Source organism: Pseudomonas sp. PDM32 (assembly GCF_019219225.1).
GTDB lineage: Bacteria > Pseudomonadota > Gammaproteobacteria > Pseudomonadales > Pseudomonadaceae > Aquipseudomonas > Aquipseudomonas laurylsulfatiphila.
On sequence record NZ_JAHUWE010000011.1, the window covers coordinates 238,562 to 258,976 of the forward strand.

A 20,415-nucleotide genomic window follows, 5' to 3' on the forward strand; every position below is an offset into this window, starting at 1 on the left:
GTTCGGGTCTTGTTACCGTCTGTAATGTCCCCTTCGCGAGCAAGCCCGCTCCCACAGGGGGAATGCATTTCAAATGTGGGAGCGGGCTTGCTCGCGAAGACCATTTATCAGGCACTGCAAAAATATCGATTGACCAAGGAGAACGATCGTTCTACTGTTAGCCACATGAACGAAATCAATAGCAACGACACACGCGACATCATTCTGGATGTCACCGAAAAGTTGATCTACAAAAGTGGCATAGCCGCCACTGGCATGGATCTCCTGGTGAAAACCGCCGGTGTCTCCAGAAAAAGCATCTACCGCTACTTCGCCAACAAGGACGAACTGGTCGTGGCCGCCCTGCAACGCCGCGATCAGCGCTGGATGCACTGGTACCGCAGCGAAGTCGGCCAGGCACAGACGCCGGCCGGGCGGCTGCTGAACCTGTTTACCGTACTCAAGTCGTGGTTCGCCTCCGAAGGTTTCCGCGGCTGCGCCTTCATCAACACCAGTGGCGAAACCGGCGACCCGCAAGACCCGGTGCGCCTGGTCGCCAAAGAACATAAACAGAAACTGCTCGACTACGTGTGCGAGCTGTGTACCGAACATGGTGCCGAGGATCCGCAGACGCTGGCCAGACAGCTGCTGATCCTGATCGATGGTGCCATTACCGTGGCGCTTGTAACGGGTGATCACAGTGCCGCCGATAATGCGCAATGCATGGCGCGAAAGTTATTGGACCTGTAGCAACCTGATCAAGCTCGACAATTGTTTTAACTTTAACTTGATACGGAGACTTGAAATGTCTAATGCCGAAGTTCGTCCGCCATTGCCCCCTTTCACCCGTGAATCGGCCATTGAAAAAGTTCGCCTGGCTGAGGATGGCTGGAACTCCCGCGATCCGGAGCGCGTGTCCCTGGCCTACACCCTGGACACCCAGTGGCGAAACCGCGCCGAGTTCGCCCATAACCGCGAAGAAGCCAAAGGCTTCCTGACCCGCAAATGGGCCAAGGAGCTGGATTATCGACTGATCAAGGAACTCTGGGCCTTTACCGACAACCGCATCGCCGTGCGTTATGCCTATGAATGGCACGACGACTCGGGCAACTGGTTCCGTTCCTACGGCAACGAAAACTGGGAGTTCAACGAGGACGGCCTGATGGCCCATCGCTTTGCCTGTATCAACGACATGCCGATCAAGGAAAGCGAGCGCAAGTTCCACTGGCCGCTGGGGCGTCGTCCTGACGATCATCCGAGCCTGTCGGATCTGGGTCTGTAAACTCACCGATACCACCTGTGGGAGCGGGCTTGCTCGCGAAAGCGGTGTGTCAGCCAACATCAATGTTGGATCTGATGGCCCCTTCGCGAGCAAGCCCGCTCCCACAGGTTTTTGTGTTGTTCACAAAGCATCATGCAAAGGTTACAGGTAACATACCGCCCCTTCCCCGCAGCCTCTTTCTGCACCCGCCGAATAAGCCGATCCCATGCCTTTCGAACTCAGCGTTGACCTCTCCACCCTGGCCATCCTGGCCCTTGTCGCTTTTGTTGCCGGTTTCATCGACGCCATCGCCGGTGGCGGTGGGCTGTTGACCACCCCGGCCCTGTTGACCGCCGGCCTGCCGCCGCATCTGGTGCTGGGCACCAACAAGCTCAGTTCGACCTTCGGCTCGGCGATTGCCAGTTTCACCTTCTACCGACGCAAGCTGTTCCACCCCGCGCAATGGGTGCACGCCATCGTCGGTACACTGGTCGGCGCGCTGACCGGTGCCGTGGTCGCGCACTACTTGCCGGCGGAATGGCTGAACAAAATGCTGCCGGTGATCGTCTTCGCCTGCGGTGTCTATCTATTGTTTGGCGGCACGCCGAAAGCGCCGACGGACAGCGATGCACCGATCAAGAAAACGTGGCAGTCGACCCAGGGCTTCAGCCTCGGTTTCTATGACGGCGTCGCCGGTCCCGGCACGGGCGCGTTCTGGACCGTGAGCAGCCTGTTGCTCTACCCCATCGACCTGGTGAAAGCCAGCGGCGTGGCGCGCAGCATGAACTTCGTCAGCAACGCGGCGGCGCTGTCGATCTTCATCTTTTCCGGTCAGGTGGACTGGATCATCGGCCTGTGCATGGGCTCGTCATTGATGGTCGGCGCCTTCTTCGGCGCCCGCACCGCCATCAGCGGCGGCGCGAAATTCATTCGTCCGGTGTTCATCACCGTGGTGTTGGGCCTGACCGTGCGCCTAGCCTGGCAGCACTGGTTCAGCGTGGCCTAAACGCCGCGCCACGTAGACGTCGATCAGGTAACGGGCAATCGAGCGCGACGCCGGCAACGGCGGCAGCGCGTGCACGTTGAACCACTGGGCGTCCTCGATCTCGTCTTCCTGGCAGACGATCTCGCCACTGGCGTATTCGGCATGGAAGCCGAGCATCATCGAGTGCGGGAACGGCCAGCACTGGCTGCCCATGTACTGGATGTTCCTGACCTCGATGCTCACCTCTTCGCGAACCTCGCGAATCAGGCAGTCCTCGGCCGACTCGCCCGGCTCGGCAAACCCGGCCAGGGTGCTGTAGACCCCCGGCACAAAACGTGGCGAACGCCCCAACAGAATCTCGTCGCCACGGGTCACCAGTACGATCATGCTCGGTGAAATCCGCGGGTAATAGCGCAAGTCACACGGCTCGCAGTACATCGCCCGCTCACGCACCACCTGATGGGTCGCCTGGCCGCAATTGCCGCAAAAGCGGTGTTCACGGGCCCAGGTGCCGATCTGTGCGGCGTAACCGAGCACCTTGTAGACCGTGTGATCGCCTTCGAGCATGAACGCCCGCAAGCCTTTCCAGTTGCAGCCCGGCACTTCGCTTTGACTGCGCAGCTCCAGCAGATAGACCGGCTCGCCATCGAGATGACCGATGCCGTGCTCGGCGAGAATCGACAGGTCCTGACGCTTCAACCATTCACGTGGAAACAGGGCGCCATTGTCATCGAACAGAAAGCCTTCGGGGCTGCGTGCGACGGCCCAGCCGCCGGGTTGATCGGTATCCAGTACTGCAGTGGTCCAGCGAGGAATCATGGTTAATCAATCCAGAAATTCGGGTTTCTGTTTGCTCATATGGGCGGCCATGGCCACGCGCAGATCGGTGGATTGCAACATGGCGGCGTTCCAGGTGGCAATGTATTCGAGGCCGTCATCGATGCGATGGTCACGCATGTAGCTGATCATCTCCTTGGTGCCGGTGACGGCGATCGGCGACTTGCCGGCAATTTCGCGGGCAATCCCCATGACGCCGTCGAGCAGGCTGGCGTTGTCGCTGTAGACGCGATTGACCAGGCCCATGCTGCGCGCTTCGTCGGCGCCAAAGGTGCGACCAGTGTAAGCCAGTTCGCGCAGCATGCCGTCACCGATGATCCGCGGCAAGCGTTGCAGCGTGCCCACGTCGGCGGCCATGCCGATGTCGATTTCCTTGATCGAGAACTGTGCGTCCTCGGCGGCATAACGCATGTCGCACGCGGCAATCAGGTCGATGGCGCCACCCAGGCAGTAGCCCTGAATCGCTGCAAGCACCGGTTTGCGGCAGTTGTCGACGGCATTGAACGACGCTTGCAGGGTAAGGATTTTGCGCCGCAGCAGGCGCGCATTGCGGCCGACGTCCTTGCCCAGTTCATTGGCCACACCGGCCAGCATCATCAGGTCGATACCCGAGGAGAAATGCTTGCCTGCCCCGCTGAGGACCACCACGCGCACTTCATCGGTGTCGTCGATCCACTGGAAGATCTCGACGATCTCGCTCCAGAACGCAGCGTTCATCGAGTTGATCTTCTCCGGCCGGTTGATCTGCACATGGGCGATTTTATCAACCAGTTCGACGTTGAACGCGCTGTACTGAGACATTCCATTGATCCTTTTGCGGGCAAAAAACGAGGCCCGAACTATAACAAGGCATCGCGACCGGCAGTAAGGCAGTGGTTCAGCCAAATCCGGGACTTAACGCACGCACCGCATTGGTGCGCGACCGCTCGATCACGTCGCACATTCATGTGACTGCCCGGTGACTTTTTGCGGCAAAAACGCAAAAAAACATGCACTTCGTCGGGGCGTTTGCACCTCGATCAGGCACGTCCGTACCGCTACAAACCGATTGTCGAACAATTTTGCCATTGGCCCTTTACCGCTCTAAGTTCTGGCCTAGACTCATTTTCTCAAAGCGAAACCGGTCGGTCACAAAGTGGAAAAACAGTCGAAACTTTTTCCATTCCCGATCGGTCCTCTGACAAGAAGGTGCGTTGCGACTGGTGCAATCTTTGCAACGGCCCATTCACCCCTTTTGCTTCGACGCATCGGGCAGCGCTTGCTCACTGATGCGCAGCGCTTTTGCGCCCGGCCACGGGAATTGGCCATGAAACACCGTTTGCCAGACCTAAGAATTAGATCAACAGCACGGGAGATTCATATGATCAGTACGGCTTTGGAAATACAGGGAGAACGTGCTCATCAGGTCGGCGAATCGAGCGCCGTAACTGCCGCGAACACCCAACCCGTCAGCGTGCCCGGCACCAGGACGCTGACTCCGGCAGCCCAGCAGAATCCGAACCGTAAGAAAGTGTTGTTCGTGACCTCGGAAATTGCCGACCTGGTGAAAACCGGTGGCCTGGGCGACGTTTCCGCGGCGCTGCCACGGGCCATGGCCCATCTGCACGATGTGCGAGTGTTGATCCCGGGTTACCCGCAGGTGCTGCACAGCGAGAACCCCATCCATATCATCGGTGAACTCGGCGGTCATGCCGCGTTGCCACCGTGCAAGATCGGGCGCATGGACATGCCCGATGGTCTGGTCATCTACGTACTGATCTGCCCCGAACTCTACGAGCGCGAAGGTTCACCCTACGGCGCCAACAACGGCCGCGACTGGCCGGACAACCATATCCGTTTCGCCCGCCTGGGCCTGGCGGCGGCCGACATCGCCGCCAACCTCGCGCAAATCCACTGGTGCCCGGACCTGGTGCACGCCCACGACTGGCCGGCCGGCCTGGCCCCGGCCTACATGCACTGGCGCGGACAGCGCACACCAACACTGTTCACCATTCACAACCTGGCCTATCAAGGCGTGACCAGCCTGGGCTCGTGCCCCGAACTGGGCATTCCTCATCACGCGCTACAACAGGAAGGCATGGAGTTCTACGGCAAGATGTCGTTCCTCAAGGCCGGCATGGCCTACTCGAGCCACATCACCACCGTCAGCGCGACCTACGCCCAGGAAATCACCACCCCGGATTTCGGCTGCGGACTCGACGGTTTCCTCGCTGCCAAGACCCAGCAAGGCCTGCTCAGCGGGATTCCCAACGGCATCGATGAAAGCTGGGATGCGGCGACCGACCCGCACCTGTTCTGCCCGTTCGAAATTGGCGACTGGGATGGCAAGGCGGTGAACGCCGCCCATGTGCGCGAGCTGTTCGGCCTGCAAGACTCCGAAGGGCCGCTGTTCGCCGTGGTGTCGCGCCTGGTCTATCAGAAAGGCCTGGACCTGACCGAAGCGGTTTCCGAATACATCGTCAAATCCGGTGGGCAGATCGCGATCATCGGTCGTGGCGAGCCGGAAGAAGAGCAATCGATGCGCGAACTGGCCCTGCGTTTCCCCGGCCAGATCGGCGTGCGCATCGGCTTTAACGAAACCGATGCCCGGCGCATGTTCGCCGGCAGCGACTTCCTGCTGATGCCTTCGCGTTACGAGCCCTGCGGTCTGAGCCAGATGTACGCCCAGCGCTTCGGCTCGTTGCCGGTGGCGCGCAATACCGGCGGCCTGGCCGACACCATCGAAAACGGCGTGACCGGCTTCCTGTTCGATGAATCAACGGTGCAGAGCTACCAGGAAGCCCTGAGCCGCGCGTTCAAGGTGTTCGCCTTCCCCGACCTGCTGCACGCCATGCGCTGCCGGGCCATGGCAGCGCCATTCAACTGGTGCAAGGCGGTCGAACCCTACGCCGAACTCTATGAACAGCTTGTGGCGAAAGCGTTGGGGAAATCGAACAAACAGTAAGAGGCTTTCAAGATGCCGTTACGGACCCTTGAGACCTGGCCCCACGGCGCAATCATGCTGGACGCAGAGCACACGCAATTCGCGTTGTGGGCGCCAGATGCGTTTTACGTCAGTGTCGAACTGGAACATGGACAGTCCTTGCCGTTGCTGCCCCAGGCCGACGGCTGGTTCGTGAGCAATACCCGATGCGCGGCGGGCACGCGTTACCGCTACAGCATCGACGGCGAACTGGAAGTGCCCGACCCGGCTTCCCGCGCTCAGGACGGCGATATCGACCGGCACAGTGTGGTGGTCGATCCGCTGGCCTATGCCTGGCAACACAGTGCCTGGCCGGGACGGCCGTGGAACGAAGCGGTGATCTACGAGTTGCACGTCGGTGCCCTCGGCGGCTTCAGTGCCGTCGAGCAGCATCTGGCACGCCTGGTCGAGCTGGGCGTCACCGCGATCGAACTGATGCCCATCGCGCAGTTTCCCGGGGAGCGCAATTGGGGCTATGACGGCGTCCTGCCCTACGCGCCCCAGGCTTCATACGGGTCACCCGAGCAGCTCAAACACTTGATCGACACCGCCCACGGTCATGGTCTGGCGGTGATTCTCGACGTGGTCTACAACCACTTCGGTCCGCACGGCAATTACCTGCATCATTATGCCAAGGGCTTCTTTCGCGAAGACAAACAGACGCCGTGGGGCGCGGCCATCGATTTTCGCCGCCGCGAAGTCCGGGACTTTTTCATCGAAAACGCCTTGATGTGGCTGCTCGAATACCGTTTCGACGGTTTGCGTCTGGACGCGGTGCACGCCATCGAAGACCCGGATTTCCTCCAGGAACTGGCACAACGGGTGCGCCAGCAGACGGGATCGGCGCGGCATGTGTGGCTGATGGTGGAGAACGAACACAACCAGGCCGGCCTGCTCGAGCAGGGTTACGACGCGCAGTGGAACGATGACGGCCACAATGCCCTGCATGTGTTACTGACCGGCGAAACCGAGGCCTATTACGCCGACTACGCGCACAACCCCACCGAACAACTGGCGCGCTGCCTGAGCCAGGGTTTCGTGTTCCAGGGTCATGTCAATCGCCATGGCGTGGCACGCGGTGAACCCAGCGGGCACTTGCCACCCGGCGCTTTCATCCTGTTCCTGCAGAACCATGACCAGATCGGCAACCGGGCCTTCGGCGAGCGCCTGCATCAACTCGCCCACCCGCAAGCGCTGCGGGCCGCCACGGTGTTGCTGCTGTTGTCGCCGATGATTCCGCTGCTGTTCATGGGCGACGAGTTCGCCGTCGAGCAACCCTTCCTGTATTTCACCAGCCATCACGGTGAGTTGGCCAAGTTGGTACGGGACGGCCGGCGCAACGAGTTCGCGGCGTTCAGCGTGTTTGCCGATCCACTCCTGCGCGAGCACATTCCTGACCCGAACGATCCGCAGACATTTTCAGCGTCCCGCCCTGTCCTGCCTTCGACCGGCCATACTGAGATGCACGACCTGTATTGCCGGCTGTTGCAGATCCGTCACCGGCTCCTCATCCCCCGTTTGCCGGGCACCCAGGCACTGGGGGCTGACGAGCTGGGCGAAGGCGCGGTCAGTGCCGCCTGGCGCCTGGGCGATGGCAGCGAGCTGCGCATTGACCTGAACCTCAGCGACAAGCCCGTAGTCCACTCCTCACAGACCGGTGCCACGCGGTTGTTCGAATACCCGCCACAGAGCGCCGATCTGCTGGACCAGGGCACCCTTGCCCCGTATTGCGCGCTCGTCAGTCTCGCCGCCGCAGCCCCTATGCCACTTCGTATGGAGAGCGTCCATGAGTGATGCGCAACTGGAAATTCTGGCCAGCCGTGCCGGCCTCGCGGTCGACTGGATCGACGCCAACGGCCGCCCGCAAAAAGTCGCACCCTCCGTGTTGCGCAATGTGCTGACCGGCCTTGGCCACCCGGCAGGCAGCGCCCAGGAAATCGACGCCAGCCTGCTGGAATTGCAAGCGGCGCAACAGACCCATCACTTGCCGCCATTGATCACCGCCGATGTTGGAGTTGGCCTGGATCTGGCGCGTTTCTTTGCACCTGAAACCCCTTGCGAAATCCACCTCGAAGACGGTTCGCGGCTCAACCTCAAGCTGGACGCCAACGCAAAACTGCCGGGGCTGGTACCGGTCGGCTATCAACAGGTCAGTATCGACGGACAAACCTTCACCCTGGCGGTGGCCCCACCCCGTTGTTACAGCGTCGCCGATGCCGTGGATAACCCGATCCCGCGTGCCTGGGGCCTGAGCGTGCAATTGTATGCCTTGCGCCGCCCTGGCGATGGCGGGTTTGGTGACACCCAGGCGCTGGAGGACCTCGCCCGGGTGGCCGGTGAACGTGGCGCCGAGGCGCTGGCGATCAGCCCCTTGCATGCAATGTTTTCCAATGACACCCAACGCTACAGCCCGTATTCGCCGTCCAGCCGTCTGTTTCTCAACAGCCTTTACTGCGCCCCCGGCACCATTCTCGGCGAGCGCGCCCTGCGCACCGCGATCGATGCAACCGGGCTGGCCATTGAGCTCAAGGCGCTGGAGGAGCGTGCGCTGATTGACTGGCCGGCCGCCGCCGAAGCCAAGCATCGGCTGTTGCAGTCGCTGTACGAAGGTTTTGTCCAGGGTGAACACCCCTTGCACGAAGACTTCAGCAGTTTTCGTCACGCTGCCGGCGAAGCGCTGGAAAACCACTGTCGCTTCGAAGCCATACAGGAGGCACGCGCCGCCCGCGGTGAAGGCCTCGACTGGCGACTGTGGCCCGAACCCTGGCGTAATCCGCGCAGCGCCGAACTCGCGGCTTTTGCCGAAGAGAATGCCGGGCGCATCGGCTTCTTCGCCTTCTGCCAGTGGCTGATCACTCGCTGCCTGGAACGCGCGCAAACCGCCGCCCGTGCCAGCGGCATGAGCATCGGCCTGATCGCTGACTTGGCCGTTGGCGCCGATGGCGGCGGCAGCCAGGCGTGGAGCCGTCAGGACGAACTGCTCGCGTCCCTCACCGTCGGCGCACCACCGGACATACTCAACCGCACGGGCCAGGGCTGGGGAATTTCCGCGTTCTCCCCTGAAGGGCTGGTACGCAATGGTTTCCGGGCATTCATCGAAATGCTGCGGGCCAATTTCGCCCATTGTGGTGGCTTGCGTATCGATCACGTCATGGGACTGCAGCGGCTGTGGGTGATCCCCAACGGCTCACCGCCAGCCGACGGCGCCTACCTGTATTACCCGGTGGACGACCTGCTGCGCTTGTTGACCCTGGAATCCCATCGGCACCAGGCCATCGTCCTCGGCGAAGACCTCGGCACCGTGCCGGACGGCCTGCGGGAAAAACTCATCGCCCGTTCGATGCTCGGCATGCGGGTGCTGCTGTTCGAGCAGGACAACACGCACTTCAAGCCGATCCTCGACTGGCCGGACAACGCCCTGGCGACCACCAGTACCCATGACCTGCCCACCCTCAACGGCTGGTGGCATGGTCGCGACATCGACTGGAACGCCCGGCTCGGCATGGTCGACGCCAGCGGTGAGATCGAATGGCGCCAGCATCGCGAGCGCGAGCGCGAGGGCCTGCGCCGGGCACTGAGCCAGGACCCGCAGAACTTCCGTGAAGAATCCCACGAAACCGACCAGGTGCTCGATGCCAGCGTGCGTTTTCTCGGTCATACCCGGGCCCCCTTGGTGCTGCTGCCGCTGGAAGATGCCCTTGGCGTGGAACAACAGGCCAACCTGCCCGGCACCATCGACACCCACCCAAACTGGTCGCGCCGCCTGCCGGGTTACAGCGAAGCCCTGCTCGATGGACCGGATGCCGCGCGGCGCCTGGAACTGCTTGCCTGTGCGCGACTGCAGGCGGCCGAGCGTGACCGATGACCCGACAGCCTACCCGCCCGCTGCGCGCGACGCTGCGCCTGCAATTTCATAAAGGCTTCACGCTGGAAGACGCAGTGCCGCTGGTGCCGTATTTCGCGCGCCTGGGCATCAGCCATGTCTACGCCTCCCCGCTGTTGCGTGCCCGAGCCGGATCGATGCATGGCTATGACGTGGTGGACCCGACCAGGGTCAACCCGGAACTGGGTGGCGAAGTGGCGCTGCGCAACCTGGTCAACGCCTTGCACGAGCAGAACATGGGGTTGATCCTCGACATTGTCTCCAACCACATGGCGGTCGGCGGCGCTGACAATCCCTGGTGGCTGGACCTGTTGGAGTGGGGACGCCTGAGCCCCTACGGCGAGTTTTTCGACATCCAGTGGCACTCTCCCGATCCGTTGATGGAAGGCCAGTTGCTCCTGCCGTTCCTGGGCAGCGATTACGGCGTGGCGTTGCAGGACGGCACCCTGCCCTTGCGCTTCGATGCCTGGCACGGCAGCTTCCATGTCGAGCACTACGAACATCGCTTTCCCATTTGCCCCTGGGATTACGGCGAACTGCTCAAGACCGATGCAGCGCTCGATACGGAGCAGGCCGAACAACTGAAAAACCTGGCCGATCGCTTCAGCACCCTGAGCTACCAGACCGACGCCCACAGTTTGGCCATACCGCTGAAAGCGGAACTGCGCGATCTGGTCAGCGATCCGCTTATTGCTCAAGCCATTGACCGGCACCTGAAGCACTACGACTCACTGACCCACGAAGGCTTCCAGCGCCTGCATAACCTGCTGGAGCGCCAGAGCTATCGCCTCGCCAGCTGGCGCACGGCCGCCGATGACATCAACTGGCGGCGCTTCTTTGATATCAACGAACTGGGCGGATTGCGCGTCGAGCGTCCCGCGGTGTTCGAAGCCACCCACGCGAAGATCTTCCAACTGGTGGCCGAGGGGCTGATCGACGGGTTGCGCATCGACCACATCGACGGCCTCGCCGACCCGCGAGGCTACTGCCGAAAGCTGCGGCGTCGGGTCGACAGCCTGTCCACAGGCCGCCATCTGCCGATCTTTGTCGAAAAAATCCTCGGCGAAGGCGAGCCTCTGCACCTCGACTGGTCAGTGGACGGCACCACCGGTTATGAATTCATGAACCAGCTGTCACTGCTGCAACACGACCCACGGGGCGAGCAGACACTGGCCAAACTCTGGCAGCGCCACAGTGAGCGGCCCGCTGATTTCTCCCAGGAAGCACAACTGGCCCGCCAGCAAATCCTCAACGGTTCCCTGGCCGGTGATTTCGAAAGCGTCGCCCAGGCCTTGCTGCAAGTGGCCCGAGACAATCTCATGACCCGCGACTTGACCCTCGGTGCGATTCGCCGGGCCTTGCAGGCGCTGATCGTGCATTTCCCGGTGTACCGCACCTACATCGGCCCCCTCGGCCGGACAGGCCAGGACGAGGTGTTTTTCCAGAAGGCCATGGCCGGCGCCCGCCAAACCCTGGGCGAGGCAGACTGGCCGGTGCTCGATTGCCTGGCCGGCTGGCTCGGTGGCGAGCCCTGGCGGCAACGCCCGGTCGGTCGCCAGCGCAAACGCCTCAAGCACGCCTGCGTGCGCTTCCAGCAACTGACCTCGCCTGCCGCGGCAAAAGCGGTGGAAGACACTGCGTTCTATCGTTCGGCCGTCCTGCTCTCGCGCAATGACGTGGGGTTCAGCACCGAGCAGTTCAGTGCGCCGTTTGCCGACTTTCATCGGGCCTGCATCGAGCGCCTTGAAAACTTCCCGGACAATCTGCTGGCCAGCGCTACCCACGACCACAAGCGTGGCGAAGACTCACGCGCGCGGCTGGCGGTACTGAGTGAACGCAGCGGCTGGTACAGCGAGCAGATCGGCCTGTGGCGCGCCCTCGCCCGGCCATTGCGCCAGGACGATCAAGTGCCGTCGGCGGGCGATGAGTTGATTCTGTATCAGGCGATCCTCGGCAGTTGGCCGCTGGAGTTGGCTATCGATAATCCGTCGGCGCTCGAGGACTACGCCAAACGCCTCTGGCAATGGCAGCGCAAGGCCCTGCGCGAAGCCAAGCTGCAAACCAGCTGGAGCGCGCCCAATGACGCTTACGAGCAAGCGATCGAGGACTTTATCCAGCGCCTGTTGCTCAGCCCCGAAGGTGAGCTGCTGCGTGCGGCCCTCGCCAGGGCGGCCCGATCGATTGCCGCCCCCGGTGCCCTTAACGGTTTGGCGCAAACCTTGCTGCGCATGACGGTGCCCGGCGTGCCGGATTTGTATCAGGGCAACGATTTCTGGGACTTCAGCCTGGTCGACCCGGACAACCGTCGCCCCGTGGATTACGCCAGTCGCCAGCAGGCACTGCAGCACAGGGTAGACCTGCCGGACCTGTTATCGAACTGGCAGGACGGGCGCATCAAGCAAGCCCTGGTTGCGCGTACCCTGGGCCTGCGCGCCGAACATGCCGAGCTGTTTCGGCGTGGTACCTACCAGGCCCTGGACGTGCTGGGCAGCGAGGCCCATCGAGTGCTGGCTTTTGTCCGCGAACGGGAGGAAGAACGCGCCATCGTGATTGTGCCGATACGCTGTGCCGAACTGCTGGAAAACAGTGCCGTACCCCAGGTCCACGCGCCGCTGTGGGGCGATACCCGGGTCAAACTGCCGTTCACCGTTGCGGACGAACATCTAAAGGGACTTTTCACCGGCATCACAGTCACACAACACAGAGAGCTGCTGATCAGCGCCGCTCTGGGGGATTTCCCGGTCAATCTCATTATTCAAACTAACCACACTTGAGTTCAGTTCAGGAGCATAGCGATGAGTACCGACGATAAACGCATCCGCGAATTCGCCTATCAGATCTGGGAGTCCGAAGGAAAACCAGAAGGTCAGGAAGCCCGCCACTGGGAGATGGCATGCAAACTGGCGGAAGCCGAAGCCCTGGCACCAAAGAAACCTGCCAAGGCAGCGGCGAGCAAAACCCCGGTCAGCAAAACGGCCAATGGCAAGGCCGGTGAAAGCAAAGTCGTTGCGCCCAAAACCAAGGCCAAGCCCGCAGCGGCCTCGAAAGTGATCCCGCCGGGAGAAAAGGCCGTCGAGAAAAAGCCTCGAGCACCACGAAAACCGCCCGCGGTTTGATTTGTCTTGAGGCCCCTTCGCGGGCAAGTCGAATCGTCGCACCGCCGCTCCCACAGGGAACTTGCAGCCACACCACCAAACACTGTGGGAGCGGGCTTGCCCGCGAAGAGGCCATCACATCCAGCATTGATGTTGCCTGACACACCGCCTTCGCGAGCAAGCTCGCTCCCACAGGTTGCAATGCTGATCAGCGAGTATTTGTAGCCAGGAGCACTTATGACCAGCCCAAAGAAAGCCCCCGCGCCAGCCCCCCGCGCTGAAGCCACGCGAATCCGTGAAGGCCTGCCCTTCCCGCTGGGTGCCACCTGGGACGGACTGGGAGTCAACTTCGCCCTGTTTTCCGCCCACGCCACTCGGGTTGAACTGTGCCTGTTCGACGACAGCGGCGAGGTTGAGCTCGAACGCATCGAACTGCCCGAATACACCGACGAGATCTTCCACGGCTACCTGCCCGATGCTCATCCCGGGCTGATTTACGGTTATCGCGTCTACGGTCCGTACGACCCGGCCAACGGTCATCGCTTCAACCCCAACAAACTGCTGATCGACCCCTACGCCAAACAACTGGTCGGCAAGTTGAAATGGTCCGAAGCGCTGTTCGGCTACACCATCGGCCACCCCGACGCCGACCTCAGCTTCGATGAACGTGACAGCGCGCCCTTCGTACCCAAGTGCAAGGTCATCGACCCGGCGCACACCTGGGGCCACGACCACCGCGTCAGCGTACCGTGGGACAAGACGATCATTTATGAAACCCATGTGCGCGGCTTCAGCATGCGTCACCCTTCGGTCCCGGAAAACCTGCGCGGAACCTTTGCCGGGCTGATGGTCGATGACGTGTTGGAGCACATCCGCAAGCTCGGCGTGTCAACCGTGGAGTTGCTGCCGATCCACGCGTTCGTCAACGACCAGCATTTGCTGCACAAGGGCATGACCAATTACTGGGGCTACAACAGCATCGCGTTCTTCGCCCCCGACCCGCGTTACCTGGCCAGTGGCAAGATTGCCGAGTTCAAGGAAATGGTCGCGCACCTGCACGAAGCGAATCTGGAAGTGATCCTCGACGTGGTCTACAACCACACCGCCGAAGGCAACGAGCAAGGCCCGACCCTGTCCATGCGCGGCATCGACAACGCGTCCTACTACCGCCTCAAGCCCGATGACAAGCGCTTCTATATCAACGACTCCGGCACCGGCAACACCCTGGACCTGAGTCATCCGTGCGTGCTGCAGATGGTCACCGACTCCCTGCGCTACTGGGCTTCGGAAATGCACGTGGACGGGTTCCGTTTCGACCTGGCGACCATACTCGGGCGCTATCACGACGGTTTTGATGAGCGCCACAGTTTCCTCGTCGCCTGCCGCCAGGACCCGGTGTTGCGCCAGGTCAAGCTGATCTCCGAACCCTGGGACTGTGGCCCTGGCGGTTATCAGGTCGGCAATTTTCCACCAGGCTGGGTCGAGTGGAACGACAAATTCCGCGACACCGTGCGCGCATTCTGGAAGGGCGACGACGGTCAACTGGCGGACTTCGCCAGCCGCCTGACCGCTTCGGGCGATATGTTCAATGAACGGGGTCGCCGCCCCTACTCATCGCTGAACTTCGTCACGGCCCATGACGGCTTCACCCTCAACGACCTTGTCTCTTACAACGACAAGCACAACGAGGCCAACGACGAAAACAATCAGGACGGCAGCAACAACAACCTGTCCTGGAACCACGGCGTCGAAGGCCCCACCGATGATCCCGAGATCAACGCGCTGCGCCATCGGCAGATGCGCAATTTCTTCGCCACCCTGCTGCTGGCCCAGGGCACGCCGATGCTGGTGGCCGGCGACGAGTTCGCCCGCACCCAGGAGGGCAACAACAATGCGTATTGCCAGGACAGCGAGATCGGCTGGGTCAACTGGGACCTCAGCGAAGACGGCAAGGCTCTGCTCAAGTTCGTCAAGCGCCTGATCAAGTTGCGCCTGACCTACCCGATCCTGCGCCGCGGGCGTTTTCTGGTGGGCAACTACAACGAAGACATCGGCGTCAAGGACGTGACCTGGTTGGCGCCGGACGGCACGGAAATGACCACCGAGCATTGGCACGATGCGCACAACCGCTGCCTGGGCATGCTGCTCGATGGCCGCGCCCAGGAAACCGGCATTCGCCGCAAAGGCGCCGACGCGACGCTGATGCTGGTGGTCAATGCGCATCACGACATCGTCAATTTCCGCCTGCCGGAAGTGCCTGACGGCGGTTTCTGGACGTGCATGATCGACACCAACCAGCCGTCGATCCGAGGCCAGGAACGCTTCGAGTTCGGCCACGAGTACTCGGTGACCGGTCGTTCATTGCTGCTGTTCGAGTTGCAGCATGAGGAAGAGGAGTGACAACGAGGCTCAGGCATTCAGCGCGCCACTGCCGCAGAGCGGAAAAATCATTTTGGCCGGGTTCGCGACGCGACGAATAGCGTTGCATGAGCAATACTCGATTCGCGGCGATCCAGGGTTGGGGTTGTCGCACCTCGCTATCCACCAGCCCTCACGGGTCGGCCGGGCTTGTCCCGCGCACGACTGAAGGCGAAGCAGCACAAGGACGTATACCCATGAAATCCGTTTCCCTCAGCGAAGCCAGCCTGCCCTCCCAGATCTGGAACAGTGCCCCGCAACTGGACAGCATTGCGGTCATCAACACCCAATCCCTGGTGCCTGCCGGTGCTCGCGCAGTGCTCATTGCCCCGCACCCCGGCGATGAAGTCGTGACCTGCGGCGGCCTGCTGCAATTGCTCAGCAACCTGGGCCACCCGCTGCAATTGATCTCGATCACCGACGGCAGCGCCAGCCATCCCGGCTCTCGGCAGTGGTCGGAAAAACGCCTCAGTGTGTTTCGTCCCCAGGAAAGCGTGGAAGCCATCCGCCGACTCGGGTTGCCGATGCACAGCCTGAAGTGGATCCGTGGCGGGTTTACCGACAACGCCCTGGTGGAACACGAAGAACGGATCGCCCAGTTCATCGCGCGCTACCTGCGCCCGGGTGATGTGGTGTTCAGCACCTGGTGCGAAGACGGCAACGTCGACCACGACACCGTCGGCCGTGCCAGTGCCAGGGCGGCGGCCAGTGTGGGAGCCACCTACAACGACGTGCCGTTCAGGGCCTGGCACTGGCCGGCGCGGGACCGGGAGCTGATCCCCTGGCACCGTGCGCGCAAGGTGCGCCTCGATGCCTGGACCGTCGCCCGCAAGAGCCACGCCACCCACGCCTACGCCAGCCAACTCGACGGTGAACCCGCCATCGGCCTTGCGCCGTTGATGCCGCGCACGCTGCTGGAGCGCATCCGTTTGCCTTATGAAATCGTCTTCGTCTAAGCCCCCCTGTGCTTTTCTGTAGGAGCGAGCTGGCTCGCGATGGAGGTCAATGATGATGCGGGGAGCCTGACACCCCGCGGTGCTCTCAGGTTTTTCGCGAGCAAGCTCGCTCCTACAGGGGGCATTGGTCGCCGATGTTAAACGCAGAGTGTCAGATCTGGCGCGTCGGCGTTAAAGGCAAACTGAACTGCCCGTCCATGCATCAGTCGCATGCATAGGCAGCCCCCAATCACAGGAGCGAACGTGGCCAGTCATTCCAAGCGGCAAACAGCTGAATCGGTGCCGTTGAGTACTCCCCCGGACATCCACCGACTGCGCGTGCTGACGGTCAACACCCACAAGGGATTTACCGCGCTCAACCGGCGCTTCATCCTCCCCGAACTGCGTGAAGCCGTGCGCAGTACGTCGGCGGACCTGGTGTTTCTGCAGGAAGTGGTCGGCGAGCACGACCGCCACTCCTCACGCTACAACGATTGGCCACAGACCTCGCAATACGAATTCCTTGCCGACAGCATGTGGAGCGACTTCGCCTATGGGCGCAATGCCGTGTATCCCGACGGTCACCATGGCAATGCCCTGCTGTCGAAATACCCGATCCGCGAATACCGCAACCTGGATGTCTCCATTACCGGCCCGGAACGCCGCGGCTTGCTGCACTGCGTGCTGGACGTGCCGGGGCACAGCGAAGTGCATGCCATCTGCGTGCACCTCAGCCTGCTGGAAAGCCATCGTCAGCTGCAATTGCAACTGCTCTGCCAGCTCCTAGAGTCTTTGCCGGATGATGCGCCGGTGATCATTGCCGGCGACTTCAACGACTGGCAGATGCAGGGCAATGCCGCCCTTGCCCGCCGCGACTACCTGCACGAAGCCTTCGAACGCCACCATGGCCGCCCGGCCAAAACCTACCCCGCGCGGTTCCCCCTGTTGCGCCTGGATCGCATCTACCTGCGCAATGCCAGCAGCCATGAGCCGCAGATACTCGGCAACAAGCCGTGGACGCACCTTTCCGACCATTTGCCGTTGGCGGTGGAAGTGCATCTTTGAATCGCGGCGATTGAGTGTGAAGTACCGAGAAATCGTCCCCCACCTGTTATTTCTGACAGTAGCCATGTTGGATCGGTGCCTGCTACGTTGTTGCCGCCCTGACGGAAATCCGCAGGGGCTTGCGACACACACGTAGCGCCTTGGTTGCCGAAGGTACTTGCCGGTCATAGTTGCTCCCGATATTGCCTTGCAACTCGCGCTGCCAAGCATGTCTGGTTCCTGGTCATCGATGACGGCCAAAGGAACGGAAGTTGATCCCATCGCGGAGGCAACATGGAGTTTTCGACAGATCTGTCCAAGTACCGTCATGGCGCCTGCCTGTTCTCGATCTGGTTATGTGCGAACTGGTCCCAACCCACCTACGCAGCCTGCACACTCACCCCTACCGTCGGCAACGACAACTTCGTCTGCGACAGCGCCACCAGCGGGCCGTTAACCGATTTGTCGGGCAATAACACCCTGACCTTCCCCGCCAATGGCACCGGCAGGATCAACGGCAACGTGACCTTCGGTGCTGGCGCCGACGCTGTGAACATGGCCTCAGGCACCGTGGCCGGTGCCGTGGATCTGGGCGACGGGGCGGACAGCTTTATGATCAGCGCCGGGCAAGTCAGCGGGGCGGTCAGCCAAGGCAATGGCATCGATGACTTCATCATGTCCGGTGGAACCATTCAGTCCCTGGCCCAAGGGGACGGCCGCGATACCTTCCTGATGACCGGCGGCACCATCCTTGGCGCCTTCGAAGATGGCGACGTGGCCAGGATGACCGACGGCATCATCGACCGGGTCGACATGAAACTCGATAACAATATCTTCGATATGTCCGGTGGGCAGATCCTCCGCAACCTGGTGACCGGTTTGGGCACCGATGAGATCATCGTTTCCGGGGGGCGTATCGGCGGTAACATCAGTGTCAGCAACGGCAACGACAGCATCACCGTTACCGGCGGAGAAATCGTCGGCGAGATTCGCGCCGGCAACGGTGATGACACGCTGGTGTGGGACGGCGGCGGGATCATCCGCTCGCAAGTCCTGCTGGGGGCAGGCAACGACCGCGCCACTTTGCGCAATCTGACCGAAAGCACCCTCGCCCAGACCCCGAGCATCAATGGCGGCAATGGCAATGACCTGCTGACCTTCGACGACACCACTTCATCGGGCGCCGCCCGGTATATCAATTGGGAAACCCTCAATCTGGTCAAGGGCTCGCGCCTGGATCTCGATGGCAATCTTCAATTGGGGGACAGCACCACGGGCACCGGCGTGTTCAACATCGACGGCAGCAGTACGCTGACGTCAATCCAGGGCAGCATCTCATCTTCGACCGCGGGCCGCCTCGCGACCTTGAACAACAGTGGGGTCATCGACCTTGCCGGCGGTAACTCGCGTACCAACGACACCCTGACGGTAGAAGGCAATTACGTGGGTAACGGCGGTCAGTTGCTCTTGCAAAGCACCGTGGGCGATGACAGTTCACCCAGCGACAAGCTGGTGATCAACAACGGAACACTGACCGGCAGCACCCTGATCAGCGTCACAAACATTGGCGGCGCGGGTGCCCTGACCCGGCAAAACGGCATCCAGCTGGTTCAGGCCCAAGGCACGGCGGTCAGCGACAACACCGCGTTCGCCCTCAAAGCCCGGGTGTCGGTTGGCGCCTTCGATTACCGCCTGTTCAAAGGCGGTATCACACCGGGCAGCGAAAACAGCTGGTATTTGCGCTCCTCGGTGGTGGCGCCGCCCGTGGTTGCCGTCGCCAACCCGGATCCCGCCTTGCCGCCGACGCTGGTGCCTATCGTGGCAGTGCCGGTCGCCGCGCCTGTGGTCGTGGCGACCGGGGTTCAAGGATCTGAAGGCGTCGTGACGCTCGAAGCGCCTGTGTTACCGGCCGCCGTACCCGGCGCAGAACCTATCCCCCTGTATCGCGAGGCGGTGCCTACCTGGTCGGTGGTGCCACCGGCTGCAGCACAATTGACCCTGACAGCACTGGGTACCTTTCATGACCGTCAAGGCGATCAGCGCCTGCTCACGGAAACCGGGGCCCTGGGTGCCGGTTGGGGCCGGGTCTACGGCAAGAACCTCGAGCAGACCTGGGCCGGCACCGTCACACCAAGACTGGACGGCTCGCTCAATGGCTTCCAGGTCGGCAATGACCTGTTCAGTTCACAATTGGCGGGAGGGCAAACCCAGCGCAGCGGTTTCTTCATCGGCCACAGTCGCCTGCAAGGGGATGTCGACGGTTTCAATCAGGGCTTCGAAGGCAAACGCTCCGGCAACGTCGAGCTGAAAGGCGACAGCCTTGGCGTGTACTGGACCCTCACCGATCCCGCCGGCGCCTATTTCGATGCCGTGGCCATGTACACCCGGCTCAACGGCGACAACCATTCCGACAGTGGACTGAAGATCGACAATGACGGCCACGTCACGACGTTATCGGCAGAAGTCGGATACCCGATCGTCGTGGCTGGCAACTGGGTGGTCGAACCCCAGGCCCAGGCCATTTATCAAAAGGTCAAACTCGACAGCCAGGACGACGGAATCTCCCATGTCTCGTTCGATTCCGACAGTGCCTGGACCGGCCGCGTCGGCGCACGCCTCAAGGGTCGCTACGAAGTCAGTGGCCGGCCGCTGGAACCCTATCTGCGGGCCAATATCTGGCACACCTTCACCGGTACCGATACGGTCACCTTTGACCATGTCGATCAGGTCGAAACCCAACAACGAACCTCGTCCGCCGACCTTGGAATCGGCATGGTACTGAGCGTTGCCGCCTCGGTCAGTGTGTACGCAGGACTTGACTACACCAGCAATATCGACAGCAACCAACAACGGGGAACGTTCGGTAACGTGGGGATTCGAGTCAGGTGGTGAGGAATTGAAACTGCTCTATCCCGAGGTTCTTGACGATTGCTCGAATAAACAAGAACCTGGAGACACACCATTGAACAGGCCCTTTTAAACCATTACCACTGATCGGCCATCTTCTTGACTCGAC

General features: G+C 61.7%; 14 protein-coding genes. 12 read left to right on the forward strand and 2 right to left on the reverse strand.

The window, feature by feature from the left end; genetic code table 11:
- The first annotated feature begins 165 nt into the window (after nucleotides 1-165).
- The 3 genes from KW846_RS21650 to KW846_RS21660 all read left to right on the forward strand — a co-directional run bounded on the left by KW846_RS21650 (nucleotide 166) and on the right by KW846_RS21660 (nucleotide 2,246).
- Nucleotides 166-729 carry a TetR/AcrR family transcriptional regulator gene (locus tag KW846_RS21650; protein WP_033047828.1) on the forward strand — a complete coding sequence of 188 codons (564 nt, stop codon included), beginning with the start codon at nucleotides 166-168 and terminating at the stop codon, nucleotides 727-729.
- A gap of 55 nt (nucleotides 730-784) precedes the next feature.
- The gene (locus KW846_RS21655) at nucleotides 785-1,261 is read left to right on the forward strand and encodes a nuclear transport factor 2 family protein (protein ID WP_218485108.1); all 477 of its coding nucleotides are present in this window, start codon (nucleotides 785-787) and stop codon (nucleotides 1,259-1,261) included.
- Nucleotides 1,262-1,466: 205 nt separating this feature from the next.
- Nucleotides 1,467-2,246 carry a TSUP family transporter gene (locus tag KW846_RS21660; RefSeq protein ID WP_007974280.1) on the forward strand — a complete coding sequence of 260 codons (780 nt, stop codon included), beginning with the start codon at nucleotides 1,467-1,469 and terminating at the stop codon, nucleotides 2,244-2,246.
- Here KW846_RS21660 and nudC read toward each other — a convergent pair.
- Nucleotides 2,214-3,044: an NAD(+) diphosphatase gene (gene nudC / locus KW846_RS21665; RefSeq protein WP_104448286.1), complete on the reverse strand. Its 831-nt coding sequence runs from the start codon at nucleotides 3,042-3,044 to the stop codon at nucleotides 2,214-2,216. The genes KW846_RS21660 and nudC overlap by 33 nt on opposite strands.
- A 6-nt stretch (nucleotides 3,045-3,050) precedes the next feature.
- The gene (locus KW846_RS21670) at nucleotides 3,051-3,863 is read right to left on the reverse strand and encodes a crotonase/enoyl-CoA hydratase family protein (RefSeq protein WP_007974277.1); all 813 of its coding nucleotides are present in this window, start codon (nucleotides 3,861-3,863) and stop codon (nucleotides 3,051-3,053) included.
- A 559-nt stretch (nucleotides 3,864-4,422) separates the two neighbouring features.
- Here KW846_RS21670 and glgA point away from each other — a divergent pair.
- The 9 genes from glgA to KW846_RS21715 all read left to right on the forward strand — a co-directional run bounded on the left by glgA (nucleotide 4,423) and on the right by KW846_RS21715 (nucleotide 20,291).
- Nucleotides 4,423-6,006 carry a glycogen synthase GlgA gene (gene glgA, locus KW846_RS21675; protein ID WP_095967073.1) on the forward strand — a complete coding sequence of 528 codons (1,584 nt, stop codon included), beginning with the start codon at nucleotides 4,423-4,425 and terminating at the stop codon, nucleotides 6,004-6,006.
- Between the two features lie 12 nt (nucleotides 6,007-6,018).
- On the forward strand, nucleotides 6,019-7,818 hold the full coding sequence (gene treZ / locus KW846_RS21680; protein WP_218485109.1) for a malto-oligosyltrehalose trehalohydrolase: 1,800 nt from the start codon (nucleotides 6,019-6,021) through the stop codon (nucleotides 7,816-7,818).
- Nucleotides 7,811-9,889 carry a 4-alpha-glucanotransferase gene (gene malQ, locus KW846_RS21685; RefSeq protein WP_218485111.1) on the forward strand — a complete coding sequence of 693 codons (2,079 nt, stop codon included), beginning with the start codon at nucleotides 7,811-7,813 and terminating at the stop codon, nucleotides 9,887-9,889. Before treZ ends, malQ begins: the two co-directional genes overlap by 8 nt.
- Complete coding sequence (locus KW846_RS21690; RefSeq protein ID WP_218485113.1) at nucleotides 9,886-12,681, forward strand: malto-oligosyltrehalose synthase; 2,796 nt, start codon at nucleotides 9,886-9,888, stop codon at nucleotides 12,679-12,681. The genes malQ and KW846_RS21690 overlap by 4 nt, the downstream gene beginning before the upstream one ends.
- A gap of 21 nt (nucleotides 12,682-12,702) precedes the next feature.
- Entirely contained in the window at nucleotides 12,703-13,023 is a 321-nt protein-coding gene (locus tag KW846_RS21695) for a DUF2934 domain-containing protein (RefSeq protein ID WP_116579320.1), read from the forward strand.
- Nucleotides 13,024-13,239: 216 nt separating this feature from the next.
- On the forward strand, nucleotides 13,240-15,402 hold the full coding sequence (gene glgX / locus KW846_RS21700) for a glycogen debranching protein GlgX (RefSeq protein WP_218485116.1): 2,163 nt from the start codon (nucleotides 13,240-13,242) through the stop codon (nucleotides 15,400-15,402).
- 215 nt (nucleotides 15,403-15,617) lie between these two features.
- Nucleotides 15,618-16,376 (forward strand): PIG-L deacetylase family protein, encoded by a 759-nt coding sequence (locus KW846_RS21705; RefSeq protein WP_218474145.1) that lies wholly within the window; start codon nucleotides 15,618-15,620, stop codon nucleotides 16,374-16,376.
- Nucleotides 16,377-16,619: 243 nt separating this feature from the next.
- Nucleotides 16,620-17,420, forward strand: a complete 801-nt coding sequence (locus tag KW846_RS21710; protein WP_218485118.1) for an endonuclease/exonuclease/phosphatase family protein — start codon at nucleotides 16,620-16,622, stop codon at nucleotides 17,418-17,420.
- A gap of 273 nt (nucleotides 17,421-17,693) precedes the next feature.
- Entirely contained in the window at nucleotides 17,694-20,291 is a 2,598-nt protein-coding gene (locus KW846_RS21715) for an autotransporter outer membrane beta-barrel domain-containing protein (protein WP_218485120.1), read from the forward strand.
- Nucleotides 20,292-20,415: the final 124 nt, after the last annotated feature.

Excerpts from the sequence above, each read along its gene's own strand:
- glgX (WP_218485116.1), top strand. The coding sequence starts at position 13,240 with ATGACCAGCCCAAAGAAAGCCCCCGCGCCAGCCCCCCGCGCTGAAGCC.
- glgA (WP_095967073.1), top strand. The coding sequence starts at position 4,423 with ATGATCAGTACGGCTTTGGAAATACAGGGAGAACGTGCTCATCAGGTC.
- KW846_RS21660 (WP_007974280.1), top strand. The coding sequence starts at position 1,467 with ATGCCTTTCGAACTCAGCGTTGACCTCTCCACCCTGGCCATCCTGGCC.
- KW846_RS21670 (WP_007974277.1), bottom strand. The coding sequence starts at position 3,863 with ATGTCTCAGTACAGCGCGTTCAACGTCGAACTGGTTGATAAAATCGCC.
- KW846_RS21655 (WP_218485108.1), top strand. The coding sequence starts at position 785 with ATGTCTAATGCCGAAGTTCGTCCGCCATTGCCCCCTTTCACCCGTGAA.
- KW846_RS21695 (WP_116579320.1), top strand. The coding sequence starts at position 12,703 with ATGAGTACCGACGATAAACGCATCCGCGAATTCGCCTATCAGATCTGG.
- malQ (WP_218485111.1), top strand. The coding sequence starts at position 7,811 with ATGAGTGATGCGCAACTGGAAATTCTGGCCAGCCGTGCCGGCCTCGCG.
- KW846_RS21690 (WP_218485113.1), top strand. The coding sequence starts at position 9,886 with ATGACCCGACAGCCTACCCGCCCGCTGCGCGCGACGCTGCGCCTGCAA.
- KW846_RS21715 (WP_218485120.1), top strand. The coding sequence starts at position 17,694 with ATGGAGTTTTCGACAGATCTGTCCAAGTACCGTCATGGCGCCTGCCTG.
- KW846_RS21705 (WP_218474145.1), top strand. The coding sequence starts at position 15,618 with ATGAAATCCGTTTCCCTCAGCGAAGCCAGCCTGCCCTCCCAGATCTGG.
- nudC (WP_104448286.1), bottom strand. The coding sequence starts at position 3,044 with ATGATTCCTCGCTGGACCACTGCAGTACTGGATACCGATCAACCCGGC.
- treZ (WP_218485109.1), top strand. The coding sequence starts at position 6,019 with ATGCCGTTACGGACCCTTGAGACCTGGCCCCACGGCGCAATCATGCTG.
- KW846_RS21650 (WP_033047828.1), top strand. The coding sequence starts at position 166 with ATGAACGAAATCAATAGCAACGACACACGCGACATCATTCTGGATGTC.